This window comes from Enterobacter sp. 18A13, from assembly GCF_007035975.1.
GTDB classification, from domain to species: Bacteria; Pseudomonadota; Gammaproteobacteria; order Enterobacterales; family Enterobacteriaceae; genus Enterobacter; species Enterobacter vonholyi.
Window position 1 is genome coordinate 3,182,099 of record NZ_AP019634.1, and the last position, 15,899, is coordinate 3,197,997.

Genomic DNA, 15,899 nt, shown 5'->3' on the forward strand with positions numbered 1-15,899 from the left:
CGGAGTATCCCGGGGAGCAAGCACTCTGCGTGCGGCAGAACGGTAGATTGTAACTATTTGAAACGGCTATTATCCCTTCAGCGATGCGTTCACCCACTGCTGCAACGCGCGGCGCGAGACTTTAATACCGCCATTTTTGAGTTCGGTCGGCAACAGCAGCCAGCGGACGGGTTGCTCAAAACGCGCCACCTTATCCCTCACCCAGTCAGGTAAACAGGTGATATCCGTTCCCGGCTCACACTCCACCACCGCCACCGGACGCTGCCCAAACTCGGCGTCGTCCAGCGGAACAATAAACACCTGGTTAACCTGCGGGTGCGTGGCGATAACGCGCTCCAGCGATTCCGGCTGGATCCCTTCTCCGCCGCTAAAAAAGAGGTTGTCCATGCGGCCCAGGATCGTCAGACGGCCGTTATGCCATTCGCCGCTATCGCGTGTGGCGAACCATCCCTGGTCGTTGGTCAGCGGAATCAGTTCGCCATCCCGCCAGTAGCCTGAGGCCATGCTTTGTGCCCTGATCCAGACTTCCCCGTTGACCACCTGAACCTCTCTGCCCGGCAGCGCATAGCCCACGTCCGGCTCGCCGTCCGCCTCTTTCGCGCAGACGGTAGAGGCAAACTCGGTCAGGCCGTAGCCGCAGAAGGTGCGTATATCCTGTTCTCGCGCCTGTTCGGTCAATTCAACAGGGATGGCCGCCCCGCCCAGCAGCACCGCTTTCAGTGCAACATGCTGGTGTGCATTAAGCAGACGCCAGAGCTGGGTTGGCACCAGCGAGGCGTGGGTACAGCCGCACAGCGCCTCCGCCAGCGGCTGTTTCTCGCGCACGGTTAACCGCGCGCCGGCCTGCAGCCAGCGCCATAAAATCCCCTGGCCGGAAACGTGAAACAGCGGCAGCGAAAGCAGCCAGTCGTCGTCTTCACCGTAGGGTATCAGCGACAAAACGCCGCGCGCGCTGGCAAGATGGGCCTCGCAGGTATGGACCGCCGCTTTCGGCAGCCCGGTGGAGCCGGAGGTCAGCGTCATGGACGCCAGCCGCGCCGGTTGCCACGCAGTGCAATACGCATCGGCGGTCTCGCGCATGCTCAGGGCAGGAAGACAGTCGTAGCTGCCATCCAGCACCAGCGCAAAGCGCAGCGTCATCTGCGGGAGCAGCACGCCCAGCAGCGGGCGCGGCAGCTGCGGATTCACGGGAAGAATACGCGCTCCGCACTGGAGCAGCGCCAGCCACGCCAGCAGGGTTTGCGGGTGGTTATAGGCCAGCAGCAGCACGCCGTCGCCCTCCTCCACGCCCTGCTGGTGAAACCCCGCCGCAAGGCTGTCGACGCGCGCGCACAGCTGTTGCCAGGTAAACGTCTCGTCGTTCAGCCTCAGGGCAGGCTTATCGGCAGACAGCGCGCGCCAGTGCCGCCACGGCCAGTCGGTAAAACTCATTGCAGCGGCTCCAGCGCCGTAACGTCGAGGCACGGCAGCGCGCTGTCCGGCCACGGGCGGAGAAGCTGAGCCTGCATCAGGTTCAGCGTGTCGAGACCAGGGACCGTGTCAGGCGTTAACCAAGCGGCAATGCGCGCCAGCTGGGTTAGCCCAAGGCTGGACTCAATCGACGAGCTGATGACCGCCGTCAGCCCTAAGGCGTGCGCCGCCGCGACCTGCTCGCGCACTTTCGCCAGGCTGCCGGTCAGCGTTGGTTTAATCACCACCGCGCTGACGCCGGGTTCGGCGACAAATTCAAAATCGGCCTCGCGCAGGCTTTCATCCCAGGCGATGGCAATCCCCGTTTCGCGGGCAAACGCACGCGAATCCTCCCGCGTCTTGCACGGTTCTTCGAGGAAGGCAATGCGGCTGCGGTACGCCGGATTGACGTACTTCGCAAACTGCTGCGCCTTAAGCGGCGTCCAGGCGCGGTTGGCGTCCAGACGCAGATGAAGATCGGGGATCGCTTCCAGCAGCAGGTTGGCGACCATGCCGTCGCGCACCGCCTCATAGAGCCCAACTTTGATTTTCGCGACCTTCTCGCCCGGCATAGCGGAGAGCAGCGCGAAGAGTTCGTCCGGATCGCCCGTGCAGAGCGGTGCCGCGCGGTAATTCCCCGCTTCCGGCAGGCTGCCGTCCAGCTCCGCGAGCGCGCAGCTGATACCAAAAGCTGCGTAAGGCACTTCCGGCAATGCCGGATCCGCGCCCTCACGCCACGCATCTGCCCAGGTCAGCAATACTGACTGCGCGTCTTCCAGCGACTCGAGGCTAAAGCCCGGCAGCGGTGAAATCTCGCCCCAGCCTTCCCGCTCGTCCTGCTGCAGATGCACGAAGAAGCCGTCACGGGTTTTTAACCGCCGCTCACGCAGCACCACGCCCGCGTCCATCGGTATCTGCCAGCGGTAAACCTGCGCGCGACGCATTACGGATTCCGTTTGTATTTGCTGAAGTCCGGCTGGCGTTTTTCGTTAAACGCGTTGCGCCCTTCCTGACCCTCTTCGGTCATGTAGAACAGCATGGTGGCGTTGCCCGCCAGCTCCTGCAGACCCGCCTGACCGTCACAGTCGGCATTGAGCGCGGCCTTCAGGCAGCGAAGCGCCATCGGGCTGTTTTGCAGCATTTCACGGCACCAGCGCACGGTCTCTTTTTCGAGATCGGCAAGCGGCACCACGGTGTTCACCAGGCCCATATCCAGCGCTTCCTGCGCGTTGTACTGACGGCACAGGAACCAGATTTCGCGGGCCTTTTTCTGACCGACGATGCGCGCCATGTAGGAGGCACCCCAGCCGCCATCGAAGGATCCCACTTTCGGGCCCGTCTGGCCGAAGATGGCGTTCTCGGCCGCAATGGTCAGGTCACACATCATGTGCAGCACGTGACCGCCACCGATGGAGTAGCCCGCCACCATCGCCACCACCGGTTTTGGACAGGTGCGGATCTGACGCTGGAAATCGAGGACGTTCAGGTGGTGTGTACCCGCATCGTCCTGGTATCCGCCGTAGTCACCGCGCACTTTCTGATCGCCGCCGGAGCAGAACGCTTTATCGCCTTCGCCGGTCAGGACAATCACGCCGATGTTATCGTCGTAGCGCGCATCCGCCAGGGCCTGAATCATCTCTTTCACGGTCAGCGGACGGAAGGCATTACGCACCTGCGGACGGTTAATGGTGATTTTAGCAATGCCGTCGGTGGATTTGTGGTAACGAATGTCGGTGTAGCCTTCGGAGCAGTCTTGCCATTCAACCGGTGCATAGAGCATGTTTTCATCAGGGTAGATCATAGAGTGTCCTTTATGCGAAGACGCAGTATCTGAGCCAGACTTGCGGTAACCGCATCGGGATTTTCCCGGTGGGCGTTGTGTCCGGCGTTGGGAATTGCATGGCGAACGGCGTTCAGCTCAGCGGCCAGGGCCGCAAACTTCTCATCACGTTCGCCATAGAGATAATCAAAAGAGAAATCGCGCGCGCTCAGGGCAGCACGCAGGTCGGGCTGCACGGCCAGCGACGTTGCCTCGAGCATCAGCGCCAGCGTCGCGCCGCTGTTCTGGCTGCGCAGGGTAATCAGCGCGTCGCGCTGGGCGTCCGTAAGGGAGGCGAAAACGGGCTGTTGGTACCAGTCAGCGAACACTTTCTCCAGCGGTTCGGTACGAAAACGCGTTGCCCAGCGGCGGTCGGATGCCAGCCGCGCATTTCGCGCATCGGCATCCTGCAGGCCCGGATGCCCTCCCTCCACCACCACGCCCTGCAGCCCCTTCGGCTGCTGGCAGGCATGGAACATCGCAATGCGGCCGCCGAGGGAGTACCCGACAAGCCAGAATTTAAGTATGTTGTAACTAAGCAGGGTTCGGGTGAGCAACGCGCTCATCTCGTCAAACCCCTTCACACCCAGATTCCGGGATCCACCGTGCCCCGGCAGATCCAGATATAGCCTGGGATAATCGCTAAGTCCTTCACCGACCCTCTGCCACTCGCGACAGTCACCCGAAAAACCGTGCAAAAAGACCAGCCAGGGATAGCCTGGTTTTCCGGCCTGCAGCACGCCCGAAAGGATCACAGCTGGCTCACCTGCGCCAGCAGGCTTTGCAGGGCCTGCGCACCGTCAGCATCGTTCACCACAAGCTCAATCAGCGTCGCGCCCGGCTGTTTCCATGCGCTGTTTAACGCCGCGTCCAGCTGTTCCCAGCTTTCCGGGCGATGGTATTTCAGGCTAAACATCGCCGCGGCGTGTTCGAACTGCACGTTCTGCGGCATCAGATAGAAACGCTCGCGCTCGCTCTGGGGCGTAGGCAGCAGGGAGAAAATCTGCCCACCGTTGTTGTTGACCACAATCAGCACAAACGGGGCTGACGCCTGACGCAGCAGCGCCAGCGCGTTGAGATCGTAGAGCGCGGAGAGATCGCCCACGATCGCCAGCGTCGATTTCGCGCTGGCGCGCTGCACGCCCGCCGCCGTGGAGATCAGCCCGTCGATGCCGCTGGCACCACGGTTGCTGTATACCGGGTAGCCCGCGGGCAGCTTCGAAAAAGCGTCAATCAGCCGCACGACCAGGCTGTTGCCGACAAACAGCTGCCCCTGCTCGGGCAGGTACTGGCGAATACGGTGCGCCAGCCCGGCTTCGCTAAACGCTTCACAGTGCGCTTTGGTTAGTTCCCACGCCTGGCGCGAAAGGTCCGGAATGGCCACCGCCCAGGGCTTGCGTTTTTCAGCGGGATGGAGCGCCAGCCAGGCGTCGATAGAGCTGACGAGACGACGACCGCGGTGGTGCGCCGGGTCAAGCCGCCCTTCCAGCGCGTCCACCAGCCAGTACTCGTCCGGTGTGCAGGTCGCCTGCCACTGCAGTAACCGTTTGCCGGTCAAGCTAGATCCAAGCTGGACCACAATCTGCGCCTGCGCCAGTTCGGTGACCGCTTTGGCATTACCCAGCCAGAGATCGGCGCACGGCAGCGGCTGACCGGTCTGGGAAAGCACGTCGCCTATCAGCGGCCAGCCCAGGGTTTGCGCCCATTCGGCAACCAGCTTGCCTTCAGAGGCGCTAATGCGCCCGGCGATAACCACGCCGCGCTTCTGCCGCCAGAAGAACCAGTCGCGCTGTTTCGCGCTCTCAAGGTGCGTCTGCTCGCGCAGCCACGGTTTTTCACTCTCCCACCAGTCGCCGAGGGTCTGCTGCCAGTCAAGACCCGTGTCGTCCAGCTCACCGTACAGCGGCTCGGCAAACGGGCAGTTGATATGCAACGCTCCGCGACGCAACGTCTCCATGGCGTGATCGACGGTGGAGACCAGCCAGCTTGCCGGAATATCCAGGGTGGGACGGGGCAGCGAAATCGTCTGCGAAGGATGCGAAGAAAAGAGTCCCGGCTGGCGAATGGCCTGATTGGCGCCGCAGTCGATAAGCTCAGGGGGACGATCGGCCGTCAGTAAGATCAATTTTTCACCGGTTAACCCGGCTTCAATCAGCGCCGGATAGAGGTTCGCCACGGCGGTACCGGAAGTGACAATCACCGCCACGGGTTCTTTGCTGACTTTCGCCAGACCCAGCGCAAGATGGCCGAGGCCGCGCTCATCAAAGTGGGTGTGGTGAATTAACGCCCGGTTTTCGGCTGCCGCCAGCGTCAGCGGCGTTGAGCGAGAACCCGGTGCAATACACACGTGCCTGACGCCGTGGCGCGTCAGGGCTTCAAGGATCACCGCCGCCCAGCGTCGGTTAAAAGAACTTACTGACATGAGATTGTCCGGTATCAAGAATGCGACACAGTATAAATAATAGAAAAAAATGGAATTTTGATATGAATCGGGATTGCGCGAATCTGTATTAATCCCTTAGGAGCAGAGAGCGCAATCCGGCGGCTTTGTTTTCAATCTCCTGCCACTCCTGCTCCGGGTCAGACCCGCTGACGATACCGGCGCCGGCGTAGAGCCGCAGGGAGTCCTCCTGAACGCGCGCGGAGCGCAGCGCCACGCAGAACTCACTCTGCTCGGGGGATAAATACCCGGCCGAACCGGCGTACCATTCGCGGTTAAAGGGTTCAACCTTCTGAATAAACTCGCGCGCAGGCTGTCGGGGTAATCCGGCAACGGCCGCGGTCGGCTGCAACATGAGCAGACACTGCTCGTCATCAGCCTGTTTAAGCTCGGTCCAGATACAGCGGCGCAAATGCTGCACTTTACGCAGACGTACCAACTGGGGGGGCAGTACCTCGAGCGTCTGCGTGGAGTGCTGAAGACGCTGGCAAATATCCTCCACGACCAGCATATTTTCACGCTGGTTTTTATCATCGTTCAGCAGCCACTCGCCGAGACGCTGCGCCTGGCTATCATCGCTATGGCTGGCGACGGTGCCCGCCAGCGCTTCCGTACGCAGCAGCGTGCCGCGCCGCCGCCACAGACGCTCGGGGGTCGAGCCGAGAAACGCGTTGCTGGCGTCGAAAATCATGCAGAAATGGTAGCAATGTAAATTCAGGGCCCGGCTGGCTGCCATCAGCGCGACGGGGTTTACGCGCTGTGTAAAACGAATATCGGTTGCCCGGGCGAGAACCACTTTTTCAAATTCACCGCACGCAATGGTCTCTGTCGCCCTGCGGATAAGCGTCAGCCATTCGGCCTGCTGCGGCAGATGGGTTTCGTGCTCTACCTGAACGGACAGCGGGCGGATAGGCCTTGCAGGACGGAGCTGCTGTAAAAAATCCAGCGCGGCGCGGGCATCTTCCTGAAGAGAATAATTGCTCCACAGCTGCAGGCGCAGCGTGGCGTTGCCGGCGGTACGTCGCCAGAGCAGCCGCGGTAAAAAGAGGCTCCCCTGCTCCGGATTAAAAGCGTTCAGGCCGCAGATACGGGTATCTTGTGCCGCGTTTTGCTCGCGCAAAAACTGCGTGGCTAACGCCAGAGAGGAAAATTGTGTAACAGCCCCCAGCGCAGCCAGCTCTTCATCGCCGTTACGCTGTTGCCAGTAAAACTGCGGATAGCACTGCTGAGCCCCAAGCCAGGCGAGAGGGTCGAAGGCGTCGTTTAACGGGAAAGAGACGTCGAAATGACGTAAGCCGGGTGTTGCGGGTAACGCTTGCGAAAGCTGGGTACGCAATTGCTCCAGCGCGAGAAAAATCGAATTCACGCGAACCTCTCCCTGTTAAAACCTCGTATTATACGGGGTACTGACGATAAATAGCAGTACCCACGTATAGGGAGTGGTTAAGCGGTTTAGCGACGGGCCAGCAGCAGCCCCAGTACCAGCCCTACGGCAGCCCCCACGCCAATACCCTGCCATGGTTTTTCATGCACGTAATCATCGGCACGATACACTGCTTTTTTGGCGCGGTAGTAGTAGGTATCAGACGCATGGCTGACGCGGTTTTTCACTTCATGCAGCGCCTGCTCGGCGCGGGCTTTTAGCTCAATATATTTCTGATCGGCAGGGTCGCCCGAGGAACGTAACACCTCTTCCAGCGTTTCGCTCAGTAAAGCCAGGTCGTCGTCGATACGGGTATCCCAGGATTGAAATGACATATTTTTCTCCATGTTAGTACACCAGTCCGCTAACTATAGCCAACGACTCGCTATTACGCCTGCTTCGCTTCTCGCGCCATGCCGACGTGGGGAATGCCATCTTCATCGTACACATCGGTGACCGGCACGAAACCAAAGTGGCCGTAGAAGGACTGCAGGTGTGCCTGCGCGCCCAGGTATAACGCCTTGTCAGGCCACTGTTTCCGGCACGCATCCAGCGTTTTTTCCATCAGCTGATAGCCCAGCTTTTCGCCGCGCGCCTTACCGCTGATGATGACGCGGCCAATGACGACAGGCTCAAAATCGTCTTCGCTTTTCAGAATCCTCGCATACGCCACCAGCTCGTTATTCCGCCAGCCGAGTATATGGCGGTTCTCGCCAACGAGATCATCGCCGTCGATGTCCTGATACGGGCAGGTCTGTTCAACCACAAAAACTTCGCAGCGCAGTTTCAGCAGGGCGTAAAGTGAATGAACGGTGAGGTCACTATGGTGTAAATCTTGCCACTGGATCATGTCAGTCTCCTTCCTGGGGTTCATCACGTTATACTAAACCCCTCCCCGTTCGGCAAAGGGCTGATTGCGTTATGGAACTGATTTTTCTGGGTACGTCCGCTGGCGTGCCAACCCGCTCACGGAACGTGACGGCGATCCTTCTGGATCTTAAACATCCCACCCGCGGCGGGCTGTGGCTATTTGACTGTGGTGAAGGGACGCAGCATCAGCTGTTACACACCGCTTATCACCCCGGCAAGCTGGATAAAATTTTTATCACCCATCTGCATGGTGACCATCTGTTTGGCCTTCCCGGCCTGCTGTGCAGCCGCTCGATGGCCGGTAACGCCAACCCGCTGACGATTTACGGGCCTGCGGGTATTCGTGAATTTGTTGAAACCACGCTGCGCCTTAGCGGGTCATGGACGGATTATCCGCTGGAGGTCGTTGAAATTAGCGAAGGCCTGGTTTTCGATGACGACGATTATAAGGTGAGCGCTCAGCCGCTCAGTCACCCTGTCGAGTGCTATGGCTATCGCATTGACGCGCATGACAAACCCGGCGCGCTGGACGCCGCCGCGCTGATGGCCGATGGCGTCAAACCCGGGCCGCTGTTCCAGCGCCTGAAGCACGGTGAGACCGTCACGCTGGAGGACGGGCGCGTCATCAACGGCCAGGATTATCTCGCCGCACCGCAGCCCGGCAAAAAGCTGGCGATATTTGGCGACACGGCCCCGTGCCCGGCAGCGCTTCAGCTTGCCCAGGGCGTGGATGTGATGGTGCATGAAGCAACGCTTGAAACAGCGATGGAAGAAAAAGCCAATGGCCGGGGCCATAGCTCTACACGTCAGGCGGCGCAGCTTGCCCGTGACGCGGGCGTCGGGAGACTCATCGTCACCCATGTCAGCTCGCGCTACGACGCGCGGGGCTGTGAAAAGCTGCTGGCAGAGTGCCGCGCGCTGTTCCCGGAATGTGAGCTGGCCGAAGATTTCGCTCAGGTCAGCGTTTAGTCCTTCATTTTTCCCTCAGGATGCCGATAACGATTAAAAGGTCAGCATTTCTCTCGAGGGTAGAATGGATAATTTCCAGAAAGATATTGATGACAGGGCGAATCTGACCCTGTCGAACCGTTTTGAACTGTTGCTGTTCCGTCTTGGCACTTCTCTTAACGAAAATAAATCCGAGCTGTTTGGCATTAACGTTTTTAAGCTGCGTGAAATTGTGCCGATGCCGGAGTTCACGAAACCTGCCGGGATGAAGTCACCGCTGATGGGAATGGTGAATATTCGCGATCAGGTGATCCCGGTGATCGACCTGGCCGCCGTGGCGGGCTGTAAGCCCACCACCGGGCTGAATATCCTGCTGATCACCGAATACGCGCGCAGCGTGCAGGCGTTTGCCGTGGAGTCGGTTGAGAACATCATGCGTCTGGACTGGAAGCAGGTGCACGCGGCGGAAACCGCAGTCAGCGGTCGCTACATCACCAGCATCGCCTGCCTGGATGAGAAAACGGATACCAACGATCTGGCGATGGTGCTGGACGTTGAGCAGATCCTGTACGACATCACTCCGGCCAATCACGATCTGCACGCCACGAATCTGAAGACCACCAAATTCCATATTAAGCCGGGCGCTGTCGCCATCGTTGCGGAAGATTCCAAGGTAGCGCGCTCGATGCTGGAGAAAGGTCTGCAGGCGATGGAGATCCCCGCGCAGCTGCATATCACCGGCAAAGATGCGTGGGAGAAAATTGGCGTACTGGCCGCTCAGGCGCAGGCCGAGGGAGTTCCCATCACCGATAAGATCGCGCTTGTGCTGACCGATCTTGAAATGCCGGAGATGGACGGCTTTACGCTGACGCGCAAAATCAAAACCGACCCGGTATTAAAGGACATTCCGGTGGTGATCCACTCTTCCCTTTCCGGTAACGCCAACGAAGACCATATTCGTAAGGTGAAAGCGGACGGGTATGTGGCGAAGTTTGAGCTAAACGAGCTGTCGTCGGTGATTGAGGAAGTGCTGGACCGCTCGATGAAGAAGATTGACGGGCCGCTTATAAGCAGGAAGCAGCTGGCTTAAGTCTGGTGCGGGCTGGTGCCCTCACCCGGTCCCTCTCCCACAGGGAGAGGGCGAAAACCATAAAAAAACCCGCCGAGGCGGGTTTTTTGTTTTACATCAGCGGCATCGCTCGCTGCACGATATCAATCAGCGGCTGCGGATAGATACCGAAGATCAGCACCAGCAGCGCCGAGATAAGCACTACGATACCACCGGCGCTGTACTGCCAGTTGGTTGGGGCATCACGGTTGAGCTGCTGAGGCGCACTCAGGTACAGGCTCACGGCCACGCGGAGGTAGTAGTAGAGACCAATCGCGGAACCGATCACCACGCCCGCGGTCAGCCACCACAGGTGCGCCTGCACACCGACGGCCAGCACGTAGAATTTACCGATAAAGCCAAGCGTCATCGGGATACCTGCCAGAGAGAGCATCATCACGGTCATCACCGCAGACAGGATCGGACGGTGCCAGAACAGACCACGGTAGGAGAACAGTGAATCGGCATCCGGACCACGGTACGGGCTGGACATCAGGCTCACCACGCCGAAGGCGCCGAGACTGCTGAACAGGTAACCGGCCAGATACACGCCCACGGTTTCCATCGACATCTCGCCGCTCTGCAGCGCAATCAGCGCCACCATCAGGTAGCCCAGATGAGAAATAGACGAGTAGCCCAGCAGACGCTTGATGTTGGTCTGGCTCAGCGCCATCAGGTTACCGAAGATGATGGAGACGAACGCGATAATGCCCAGCACCACGCGAACCGCTTCGCTGTCACCTACCGGCGCGTACAGGAACAGACGCATGACCACACCGAAGATAGCGATTTTGCTCGCCGTCGCCAGGAAGGTCGACACCGGAGCCGGAGCGCCCTGGTATACGTCTGGCGTCCACAGGTGGAACGGCACCAGAGAGAGTTTGAAGCCAAGGCCAACAATCATCATGCCCAGACCCGCCAGCAGCAGCGGCTCATGCAGCATGCCGTCGCCGAGGCTCTTGCCGAGCGCCATGAAGGAGAGATTACCGGACTGTGCGTACAGCAGCGCAATACCAAACAGCAGGAACGAGGATGCAGCAGCAGACAGAATAGTGTACTTGATGCTTGCTTCCAGGGAGCGCTTCTGACGGAAGGCGTAACCAATCAGGCCGAACAGCGGCAGAGATATCAGCTCAATGCCGAGGAACAGCGCGGCCAGGTGGTTCGCATTCGCCAGCAGAATGCCGCCCAGCGCGGCAATCAGAACCAGCAGGTAAAACTCTTCTTTATTGTCGTTGTAGCCTTCGAGCCACGGGTACGCAAAGGTACAGGTTGCCAGGCTTGCCAGCAGCACCAGTCCGGTATACAGCATGGCGTAACCGTCAACGCGCATCAGCGGGGTGACGTCCATCGCCCCACCCTGACCAACAAACCAGAGAGAGACTAACGCGGCGTTCAGGCCGATGACCGACAGCGTGGCATTCAGGAAGTGATTGCGTCGCCACGCAATGGAGAGCATCACAACCACCACCGTCAATCCGACGATCAGCAGCGGTAGCAGCGCGATCAGTTGTTGTGGAGTTATTGTCATGGCGAATTACGGCCTTGTAGTAGAAGCAGAATTAACAAACCACTGCTGGATGTTACCCATCGCGCTGTGCGAGGTATCCAGAATCGGCTGCGGGAAGAAGCCCAGCAGCACCAGCAGTACGACCAGCAGCAGGATGATGAACAGCTCACGCAGCGACATCCCCGGCAGTTCTTGTGCAGCAATTTCGCTCTTCGCTTTACCGAAGTAAGCGCGGTGCAGCATCGCCAGCGAGTATACGGAAGCGAACACCAGACCAAACGTGGAGATCACGGTAATCACCGGTACCACTTTGAAGCTGCCGAACAGAATCATAAATTCGCCGACGAAGTTACCGGTACCCGGCATCCCCAGGGTAGCCACCGCGAAGAACATGGAAAGCGCTGGCAGCCACTTAATTTTGCTCCACAGACCGCCCATCATACGCATGTCGCGGGTATGCAGACGTTCGTACAGCTGACCGCACAGGATGAAGAGGCCGGCTGCAGACAGACCGTGCGCAATCATCTGGATCACCGCGCCCTGGTACGCCAGCTGGCTGCCGGTGTAGATAGCAATCAGCACGAAGCCCATGTGGGAAACGGAGGTGTAGGCAATCAGTCGCTTGATGTCGTACTGGGTGAAAGCCATCCAGGCACCGTAGAAGATACCGATCACACCCAGCCACATGGCAATCGGTGCGAACTCTGCGGAGGCGTTCGGGAACAGCGGCAGAGCGAAACGCAGCAGGCCGTAGGCCGCCGTTTTCAGCAAGATGCCCGCCAGGTCAACGGAACCCGCCGTTGGCGCCTGAGAGTGTGCGTCTGGCAGCCAGCCGTGCAGCGGAACGACCGGCATTTTCACCGCGAACGCGATGAAGAAGCCCAGCATCAGCAGATATTCCACGCCGTGTGACATTGGGGTCTTCAGCAGGTCTTCGTAGTTGAAGGTCCAGGTGCCGGTCGCATTGTGGTGAACAAACACCAGCGCCAGAATGGCAATCAACATCACCAGACCACTCGCCTGGGTATAGATGAAGAACTTGGTTGCCGCCGTGATACGCGTTTTACCGTCGGACGCCTTGTGGCCCCACAGCGCGATCAGGAAGTACATCGGCACCAGCATCATCTCCCAGAAGAAGAAGAACAGGAACATGTCGATGGCAAGGAACACGCCGATTACGCCGCCCAGGATCCACATCAGGTTCAGGTGGAAGAAGCCCTGGTATTTTTCGATTTCTCGCCAGGAGCAAAGTACCGCCAGAACGCCGAGCAGACCGGTCAGGACCACCATCAGCAGTGAGAGACCGTCAATCGCCAGGTGGATCGTAATGCCGAAACGCGGGATCCACGGCAGGATGAACTCAGACTGCCACTGCGGAATGCCCGCAGACTGGGTCAGTGAGTAACCGCCCTGCAACCACAGTTGCAGGCCAAGCGCGAGCGTCAATCCCATGGTGATCAGCGCGATCCAGCGCGGCATCTTCACGCCAAAGCGTTCAGTCTGCCAGCACAGGAAGCCGCCGATGAAGGGAATTAATATTAGCCAGGGTAGTAACATGGCGATTTACATTCCTTTTTAAGGCCCCCAGCAGGGGCCTGATTTTCAACGAATTCGAATAAAATTCACTTAACGATCAACGCAACACCATCAGCAGCGCCAGCACGACAACCGCACCGATGCTCATGGACGCCACATACCAGCGCAGGTAACCGTTCTCGCTGTACAGCAGGCCTTTACCTGCAAAGCGGGAAAGGATCGCCGGGATATTCATCAGGCTGTTCAGCGGGTCGCGCTTCAGCAGCCACGCGATGCCCAGGAACGGCTTAACGAAGATCATGTCGTACAGCCAGTCGAAGCCCCACGCGTTGTACCACCAGGTGCCCAGCAGGCGGCCCGGCGCACTGTTGGCCACGGCAGTGACCAGCGTACGTTTGCCCAGCCACAGCCATGCAGCGATCAGGATGCCCGCGATAGCGACCACACCGGAGGTGATTTCAAGCGTCAGAACGCGACCGTGCTCAAGCTCGGTGGTGTCCGGCAGTACGCCCTGCAGCGGTGGCACAATCATCGCGCCAACGAAGGTGGACAGTACCAGCAGCACAATCAGCGGCAGGTGATGGGTAATCCCCTTCCCTGCGTGAGCGTGAATTTGTTCTTTACCGTGGAATACGATGAAAATCATACGGAAGGTATACAGGGAGGTCATGAACGCGCCGACCAGACCCGCAACCATCAGATTGATATGACCATTCGCCATGGCACCCGCAAGGATTTCGTCCTTACTGAAGAAGCCCGCGGTGATCAGCGGCAGTGCCGCCAGCGCCGCGCCGCCCACCAGGAAGCAGACATAAACCAGCGGAATGGACTTACGCAGTCCGCCCATCTTGAAGATGTTCTGCTCGTGGTGGCAGGCCAGAATCACGGAACCGGATGAGAGGAATAGCAGCGCTTTAAAGAACGCGTGCGTCATCAGGTGGAAAATGGCCGCGTCCCACGCCTGAACGCCCAGCGCCAGGAACATGTAACCAATCTGGCTCATGGTGGAATACGCGAGAACGCGCTTGATATCGGTCTGCACCAGCGCGGCAAAGCCTGCCAGCACCAGCGTGACCGCACCGACGATACCCACCAGATGCAGAATTTCCGGGGTCATCAGGAACAGGCCATGGGTACGCGCAATCAGGTAAACACCGGCGGTAACCATGGTCGCAGCGTGGATCAGCGCGGAGACAGGGGTTGGACCCGCCATCGCGTCGGCCAGCCACGTCTGCAACGGCAGCTGCGCGGATTTACCCACGGCACCACCCAGCAGCATCAGCGTTGCCCACCACAGCATGTTGTTGCCTGCCGCGAAGTGCGCCGGCGCCAGTTCCACCATTTCGCGGAAGTTCAGCGTGCCCAGTTCGTTGTAAAGAATGAACAGCGCGAAAGCGAGGAAGACGTCACCCACGCGGGTCACGACGAACGCTTTCATGGCCGCTGCGCCATTCTTCGGATCGGTATAGTAGAAACCGATCAGCAGGTAAGAACACAGACCTACGCCTTCCCAGCCCAGATACATCAGCAGCAGGTTATCGGCCAGCACCAGAACCACCATGCTGGCGATAAACAGGTTGGTGTAGGCGAAGAAGCGGGAGTAACCCTCTTCACCGCGCATATACCAGGAGGCGAACATGTGGATCAGGAAGCCAACGCCGGTGACCACGGAGAGCATGGTGAGCGAGAGACCATCCAGCACCAGGTTGAAGCCGATGTTGAAATCACCGACCGACATCCAGGTCCACAGCGGTACGCTGAAAGGCTGACGCCCGTTGTTAAAGAAGTCGATACCCGCATACGCTGTCACCAGCGCGGCCAGGCCAACAGAGCCCATGCCGACGGTCGCAGACAGATTCTCAGACCAGCGGCCGCGAGAAAACGCCAGCAGCACGAAGCCAATCAGCGGAAAAATAATGGTTAAGGCAAGCATGTTCATCCACGCAACTCACTTACTGAATCGATGTTCAGATTCTGGCGGCGACGATGGAGCTGCAGCAACAGCGCCAGGCCAATACTCGCTTCGGCAGCCGCGAGGCTGATGGCGAGAATGTACATCACCTGACCATCGGTCTGGCCCCAGTAGCTTCCGGCGACCACGAAGGCCAGCGCGGAGGCGTTAATCATGATTTCCAGCCCGATCAGCATAAACAGCAGATTGCGGCGGATAACCAGACCGGTCAGACCCAGAACGAATAAAATCGCAGCGAGGATCAGTCCATGTGTTAAGGGGATCATGCGCGCTCCTCCGTTTTTCTTTTCGCGCGGTCGTCAGTGCGGTTGCTCAGCACCTCGCCAGCACGCTCTTCGCGGCCAACGTGGAAAGCCACAACCAGACCTGCCAGCAGCAGCATTGAGGCCAGTTCAACCGCCAGAACGTATGGGCCAAAGAGCGTGATACCTACCTCTTTCGCGCCAATCGGCGTGCCGTCGATGCCCTGATCGTTAACACCCAGAATGGCGTAAACGATCACCACCAGCATGATGGCCGACAAAATTGCCGGGCCGATCCACACCTGCGGTTTTAACCACTGACGTTCCTGCTCAATTTCAGAGCCGCCCAGGTTCAGCATCATCACCACGAACACGAAGAGCACCATGATGGCCCCGGCGTAGACGATGATTTCCAGCGCACCGGCGAAGTGCGCGCCCAGTGCGAAGAACACCCCGGAAATGGCCAGCAGCGAGATGATTAAGTACAGCAGCGCATGCACCGGATTGGTGTGCGTGATCACTCGCAGCGTAGCCAGGATGGCGATAAGGCCACAGATATAAAAAGCGAATTCCATTGCCCTC

General features: G+C 59.1%; 15 protein-coding genes. 2 read left to right on the forward strand and 13 right to left on the reverse strand.

All coding sequences use genetic code 11. The annotated features are described in order from the left end of the window. Positions 1-69: 69 nt before the first annotated feature. The 8 genes from menE to FOY93_RS15400 all read right to left on the reverse strand — a co-directional run bounded on the left by menE (position 70) and on the right by FOY93_RS15400 (position 7,981). Positions 70-1,431 carry an o-succinylbenzoate--CoA ligase gene (menE, locus tag FOY93_RS15365; protein WP_143345344.1) on the reverse strand — a complete coding sequence of 454 codons (1,362 nt, stop codon included), beginning with the start codon at positions 1,429-1,431 and terminating at the stop codon, positions 70-72. Continuing rightward, complete coding sequence (gene menC / locus FOY93_RS15370) at positions 1,428-2,393, reverse strand: o-succinylbenzoate synthase (protein ID WP_143345345.1); 966 nt, start codon at positions 2,391-2,393, stop codon at positions 1,428-1,430. The genes menE and menC overlap by 4 nt, the downstream gene beginning before the upstream one ends. Continuing rightward, positions 2,393-3,250, reverse strand: coding sequence for a 1,4-dihydroxy-2-naphthoyl-CoA synthase (menB, locus tag FOY93_RS15375; protein WP_045402731.1), 858 nt, complete (start codon positions 3,248-3,250; stop codon positions 2,393-2,395). The genes menC and menB overlap by 1 nt, the downstream gene beginning before the upstream one ends. Then, positions 3,247-4,023: a 2-succinyl-6-hydroxy-2,4-cyclohexadiene-1-carboxylate synthase gene (menH, locus tag FOY93_RS15380; protein ID WP_143345346.1), complete on the reverse strand. Its 777-nt coding sequence runs from the start codon at positions 4,021-4,023 to the stop codon at positions 3,247-3,249. Before menH ends, menB begins: the two co-directional genes overlap by 4 nt. Continuing rightward, complete coding sequence (gene menD / locus FOY93_RS15385; protein ID WP_143345347.1) at positions 4,020-5,690, reverse strand: 2-succinyl-5-enolpyruvyl-6-hydroxy-3-cyclohexene-1-carboxylic-acid synthase; 1,671 nt, start codon at positions 5,688-5,690, stop codon at positions 4,020-4,022. Before menD ends, menH begins: the two co-directional genes overlap by 4 nt. Positions 5,691-5,778: 88 nt before the next feature. After that, the gene (menF, locus tag FOY93_RS15390; RefSeq protein WP_143345348.1) at positions 5,779-7,074 is read right to left on the reverse strand and encodes an isochorismate synthase MenF; all 1,296 of its coding nucleotides are present in this window, start codon (positions 7,072-7,074) and stop codon (positions 5,779-5,781) included. Between the two features lie 86 nt (positions 7,075-7,160). Beyond that, entirely contained in the window at positions 7,161-7,466 is a 306-nt protein-coding gene (elaB, locus tag FOY93_RS15395) for a stress response protein ElaB (protein ID WP_008500219.1), read from the reverse strand. Positions 7,467-7,519: 53 nt separating this feature from the next. Continuing rightward, positions 7,520-7,981, reverse strand: coding sequence for a GNAT family N-acetyltransferase (locus FOY93_RS15400; protein ID WP_143345349.1), 462 nt, complete (start codon positions 7,979-7,981; stop codon positions 7,520-7,522). Positions 7,982-8,052: 71 nt separating this feature from the next. On the opposite strand from FOY93_RS15400, the gene rbn reads away from it, so the two are divergent. Together rbn and FOY93_RS15410 are read left to right on the forward strand one after the other, a co-directional pair. Further along, positions 8,053-8,970, forward strand: a complete 918-nt coding sequence (gene rbn, locus FOY93_RS15405) for a ribonuclease BN (RefSeq protein ID WP_133294853.1) — start codon at positions 8,053-8,055, stop codon at positions 8,968-8,970. A gap of 64 nt (positions 8,971-9,034) precedes the next feature. Further along, the gene (locus FOY93_RS15410) at positions 9,035-10,039 is read left to right on the forward strand and encodes a chemotaxis protein (RefSeq protein WP_023312530.1); all 1,005 of its coding nucleotides are present in this window, start codon (positions 9,035-9,037) and stop codon (positions 10,037-10,039) included. 91 nt (positions 10,040-10,130) lie between these two features. Here FOY93_RS15410 and nuoN read toward each other — a convergent pair whose 3' ends face one another. From nuoN to nuoJ, 5 genes are all read right to left on the reverse strand, one after another. Then, positions 10,131-11,588: an NADH-quinone oxidoreductase subunit NuoN gene (nuoN, locus tag FOY93_RS15415; protein ID WP_023312531.1), complete on the reverse strand. Its 1,458-nt coding sequence runs from the start codon at positions 11,586-11,588 to the stop codon at positions 10,131-10,133. A gap of 6 nt (positions 11,589-11,594) precedes the next feature. Further along, a complete protein-coding gene (gene nuoM / locus FOY93_RS15420; protein ID WP_023312532.1) occupies positions 11,595-13,124 on the reverse strand; it encodes an NADH-quinone oxidoreductase subunit M in 1,530 nt (509 codons plus the stop codon). Between the two features lie 76 nt (positions 13,125-13,200). After that, a complete protein-coding gene (gene nuoL, locus FOY93_RS15425) occupies positions 13,201-15,042 on the reverse strand; it encodes an NADH-quinone oxidoreductase subunit L (protein ID WP_023325763.1) in 1,842 nt (613 codons plus the stop codon). Next, positions 15,039-15,341, reverse strand: a complete 303-nt coding sequence (gene nuoK / locus FOY93_RS15430) for an NADH-quinone oxidoreductase subunit NuoK (RefSeq protein ID WP_003861496.1) — start codon at positions 15,339-15,341, stop codon at positions 15,039-15,041. The genes nuoL and nuoK overlap by 4 nt, the downstream gene beginning before the upstream one ends. After that, on the reverse strand, positions 15,338-15,892 hold the full coding sequence (gene nuoJ, locus FOY93_RS15435; protein WP_008500212.1) for an NADH-quinone oxidoreductase subunit J: 555 nt from the start codon (positions 15,890-15,892) through the stop codon (positions 15,338-15,340). The genes nuoK and nuoJ overlap by 4 nt, the downstream gene beginning before the upstream one ends. Between the last annotated feature and the right edge of the window lie 7 nt (positions 15,893-15,899).

What these genes read in the sequence shown, in the direction of transcription:
- menE (WP_143345344.1), bottom strand. Translation starts at nt 1,431, where the DNA reads ATGAGTTTTACCGACTGGCCGTGGCGGCACTGGCGCGCGCTGTCTGCC.
- menC (WP_143345345.1), bottom strand. Translation starts at nt 2,393, where the DNA reads ATGCGTCGCGCGCAGGTTTACCGCTGGCAGATACCGATGGACGCGGGC.
- menB (WP_045402731.1), bottom strand. Translation starts at nt 3,250, where the DNA reads ATGATCTACCCTGATGAAAACATGCTCTATGCACCGGTTGAATGGCAA.
- menD (WP_143345347.1), bottom strand. Translation starts at nt 5,690, where the DNA reads ATGTCAGTAAGTTCTTTTAACCGACGCTGGGCGGCGGTGATCCTTGAA.
- elaB (WP_008500219.1), bottom strand. Translation starts at nt 7,466, where the DNA reads ATGTCATTTCAATCCTGGGATACCCGTATCGACGACGACCTGGCTTTA.
- FOY93_RS15400 (WP_143345349.1), bottom strand. Translation starts at nt 7,981, where the DNA reads ATGATCCAGTGGCAAGATTTACACCATAGTGACCTCACCGTTCATTCA.
- rbn (WP_133294853.1), top strand. Translation starts at nt 8,053, where the DNA reads ATGGAACTGATTTTTCTGGGTACGTCCGCTGGCGTGCCAACCCGCTCA.
- FOY93_RS15410 (WP_023312530.1), top strand. Translation starts at nt 9,035, where the DNA reads ATGGATAATTTCCAGAAAGATATTGATGACAGGGCGAATCTGACCCTG.
- nuoN (WP_023312531.1), bottom strand. Translation starts at nt 11,588, where the DNA reads ATGACAATAACTCCACAACAACTGATCGCGCTGCTACCGCTGCTGATC.
- nuoM (WP_023312532.1), bottom strand. Translation starts at nt 13,124, where the DNA reads ATGTTACTACCCTGGCTAATATTAATTCCCTTCATCGGCGGCTTCCTG.
- nuoL (WP_023325763.1), bottom strand. Translation starts at nt 15,042, where the DNA reads ATGAACATGCTTGCCTTAACCATTATTTTTCCGCTGATTGGCTTCGTG.
- nuoK (WP_003861496.1), bottom strand. Translation starts at nt 15,341, where the DNA reads ATGATCCCCTTAACACATGGACTGATCCTCGCTGCGATTTTATTCGTT.
- nuoJ (WP_008500212.1), bottom strand. Translation starts at nt 15,892, where the DNA reads ATGGAATTCGCTTTTTATATCTGTGGCCTTATCGCCATCCTGGCTACG.